This is a genomic window from Streptomyces sp. C, from assembly GCF_000158895.1.
Classification (GTDB): Bacteria; Actinomycetota; Actinomycetes; order Streptomycetales; family Streptomycetaceae; genus Streptomyces; species Streptomyces racemochromogenes.
This window is the reverse complement of the sequence record NZ_GG657750.1, coordinates 888,079-890,926: the sequence shown is the minus strand read 5'-3', so window position 1 is coordinate 890,926 and position 2,848 is coordinate 888,079. Positions and strand designations below refer to the sequence as shown.

The window sequence follows — 2,848 nt, the reverse complement described above, 5'->3', positions numbered from 1 at the left end:
CACCACCCTCGACGAGATCCGCGCCGCGGGCCTGCACAAGCCCGAGCGCGTCATCGGCACCCCGCAGAACGCCGCCGTCGCCGTCACCGCGGGCGGCGCCCCCGGCGAGGTGCTGAACTTCTGCGCCAACAACTACCTCGGGCTGGCCGACCACCCCGAGGTGGTCGCCGCCGCCAAGGACGCCCTCGACCGCTGGGGCTACGGCATGGCCTCGGTCCGCTTCATCTGCGGCACCCAGGAGGTGCACAAGGAGCTGGAGGCCCGCCTGTCGGCCTTCCTCGGCCAGGAGGACACGATCCTCTACTCCTCCTGCTTCGACGCCAACGGCGGCGTCTTCGAGACGCTCCTCGGCGCCGAGGACGCGGTGATCTCCGACGCCCTCAACCACGCCTCGATCATCGACGGCATCCGCCTCTCCAAGGCCCGCCGCTTCCGCTACGCCAACCGCGACATGGCCGAGCTGGAGGCCCGCCTCAAGGAGGCCTCCGAGGGCGGCGCCCGCCGCAAGCTCATCGTCACCGACGGCGTCTTCTCCATGGACGGCTACGTCGCCCCGCTCCAGGAGATCTGCGACCTCGCCGACCGCTACGACGCCATGGTCATGGTCGACGACTCGCACGCCGTCGGCTTCGTCGGCCCCGGCGGCCGCGGCACCCCCGAGCTGCACGGCGTCATGGACCGGATCGACATCATCACCGGCACCCTCGGCAAGGCCCTCGGCGGCGCCTCCGGCGGCTACGTCGCCGCCCGCGCCGAGATCGTCGAGCTGCTGCGCCAGCGTTCGCGCCCGTACCTCTTCTCCAACTCCCTCGCCCCGGTCATCGCCGCCGCCTCCCTCAAGGTCCTCGACCTGCTGGAGTCCGCCGGCGACCTGCGCGAGCGCCTCGCGGCCAACACGAAGCTCTTCCGCACGAAGATGACCGAGGCCGGCTTCGAGATCCTGCCCGGCGACCACGCCATCGCCCCCGTCATGATCGGCGACGCCGCCGAGGCGGGCCGGATGGCGGAGCTGCTGCTGGAGCGCGGCGTGTACGTGATCGGCTTCTCGTACCCGGTCGTTCCGCTCGGCGCGGCCCGTATCCGCGTCCAGCTCTCGGCGGCCCACTCGACGGCCGACGTGGAGCGCGCGGTGGCCGCCTTCGTGGACGCCCGCGCGGCGCTTTCCGCTGCTCAGGGCTGACATCATGGGGGTGTGATCGACCCCCGCCGGCTGCGTGTCCTGCGGGCCGTGGCGGACCACCGTACGGTGACCGCCGCGGCCGCAGCGCTGTACCTCACCCCCTCCGCCGTCTCCCAGCAGCTCGCCGCCCTGGAGCAGGAGACCGGCCACGCGCTGCTGACCCGCAGCGGCCGGGGCGTACGGCTCACCGCGGCCGGGGAGATCCTGCTGGGCCACGCCCACGAGGTGCTGGCCCAGCTGGAGCGCGCCGAGGCGGAACTCGCCGCCTACGCGGGCGGTTCCGCGGGCGAGGTCACGGTGGCGGCCTTCGCCACCGGCATCGCCGAGGTGCTCGCCCCCGCCATCGCCCGCCTCGCCCTGGACCACCCGGGCATCCGGCTCCGGGTGCGCGACGCGGAGGGCGACCAGAGCCTGCCGCTGCTGCTCGACGGGGAGGCCGACCTGGCCCTCGCGGTGGAGTACCGCGGCGCGCCGGGCGCCGACGACGGACGGCTGTCGGTGCTCCCGCTGTACGCGGAGCCCTTCGACGCGGTGCTGCCCGCCGGGCACCCGCTCGCCGACCTGCCCGCCGTGGCGCTGGCCGACCTCTCCGACGCGGACTGGGTCGGCCAGTACCCGGGCAACCCCTGCTACGACGTGACCCTGCTGGCGTGCGAGCTGGCCGGCTTCCAGCCGCGCTTCGTGCACTCCTCCGACGACTTCCGGGCGGTGACCGCCCTGGTCGGCGCGGGCGCGGGGGTGGCGCTGGTGCCGCGTTCGGCGCTGCGCGGCATGGACCTCAAGGAGGTCCGGGTGCGCCCGGGTCGCGGGCCCGGCCGCCACCCGCCGGGTCTTCGCCGCCACCCGCCGCGGCGCCGAGTCCCACCCGCTGATCGCCCCGGTCCTGGCGGCCCTGGCCCGGGAGGCCCGGCGGGTCCCGGCGCACTGAGGACGCCCGGGCCGAAATCCGCTGTCCAACGGGCCGGCGGCCGCCCTACGGTGGCGCGATGACCATTCGGATGATCGTTCTCAACGGCGCGTCCAGCTCGGGGAAGTCCGGGATCGTGCGCTGCCTACAGGCCGAACTGCCCGACCCCTGGCTGGCGTACGGGTGCGACTCCTTCGTCGACTCGCTGCCCGCGAGGATGCGGGGTGCGGACGGGGGCATCGTGTTCACCGAGGACGGCGGCGTGGACGTCGGGGCGGACTTCCGGGCGCTGGAGGCGGCCTGGATGGAGGGCGTCGCGGCGATGGCCCGGGCCGGCGCCCGGATCGTCGTCGACGACGTGTTCCTCGGCGGGGCCGAGTCCCAGGGGCGCTGGCTGCGGGCCCTGGACGGCCTGGCCGTCCTCTGGGTCGGCGTCCGGTGCGACCCCGCGGCCGCCGCCGGTCGGGAGATCGCCCGCGGCGACCGCATCCCGGGCATGGCGGCCTCCCAGGCGGCGGTGGTCCACGAGGGCGTCGCCTACGACCTGGAGGTCGACACCACGCACACCGAGTCCATGGCCTGCGCCCGCGCGATCGCCGCCCGGCTGCGCCAGGGGGTGTCCGTCCGGCAGGTCTGAGCGCGGGCCTCCCGGGGCTTGGTGATCGGGCGCCCTAACGTGGCCGCATGACGAGCAATCAGGACAGGGGACGGCGAGCGGCCGTGGTGCTGTGCGTGGCGGCGGCGCTGCTGGGAGCGGCGGG

2 protein-coding genes and 1 pseudogene are annotated in these 2,848 nt (G+C 74.9%); all 3 read left to right on the top strand.

Going from position 1 to position 2,848, the window contains the following annotated elements:
* On the top strand, positions 1-1,180 hold a 1,180-nt coding region (locus SSNG_RS03985; protein ID WP_042800501.1), incomplete at its 5' end, for a glycine C-acetyltransferase.
* Positions 1,181-1,192: 12 nt separating this feature from the next.
* Positions 1,193-2,108, top strand: a pseudogene (locus tag SSNG_RS03980) (LysR substrate-binding domain-containing protein).
* Between the two features lie 58 nt (positions 2,109-2,166).
* The gene (gene cpt / locus SSNG_RS03975) at positions 2,167-2,724 is read left to right on the top strand and encodes a chloramphenicol phosphotransferase CPT (protein ID WP_128636857.1); all 558 of its coding nucleotides are present in this window, start codon (positions 2,167-2,169) and stop codon (positions 2,722-2,724) included.
* Positions 2,725-2,848: the final 124 nt, after the last annotated feature.

Bases quoted from the DNA above. Each gene is read 5' to 3' on its own strand.
- cpt (WP_128636857.1), top strand. From the start codon at position 2,167: ATGACCATTCGGATGATCGTTCTCAACGGCGCGTCCAGCTCGGGGAAG.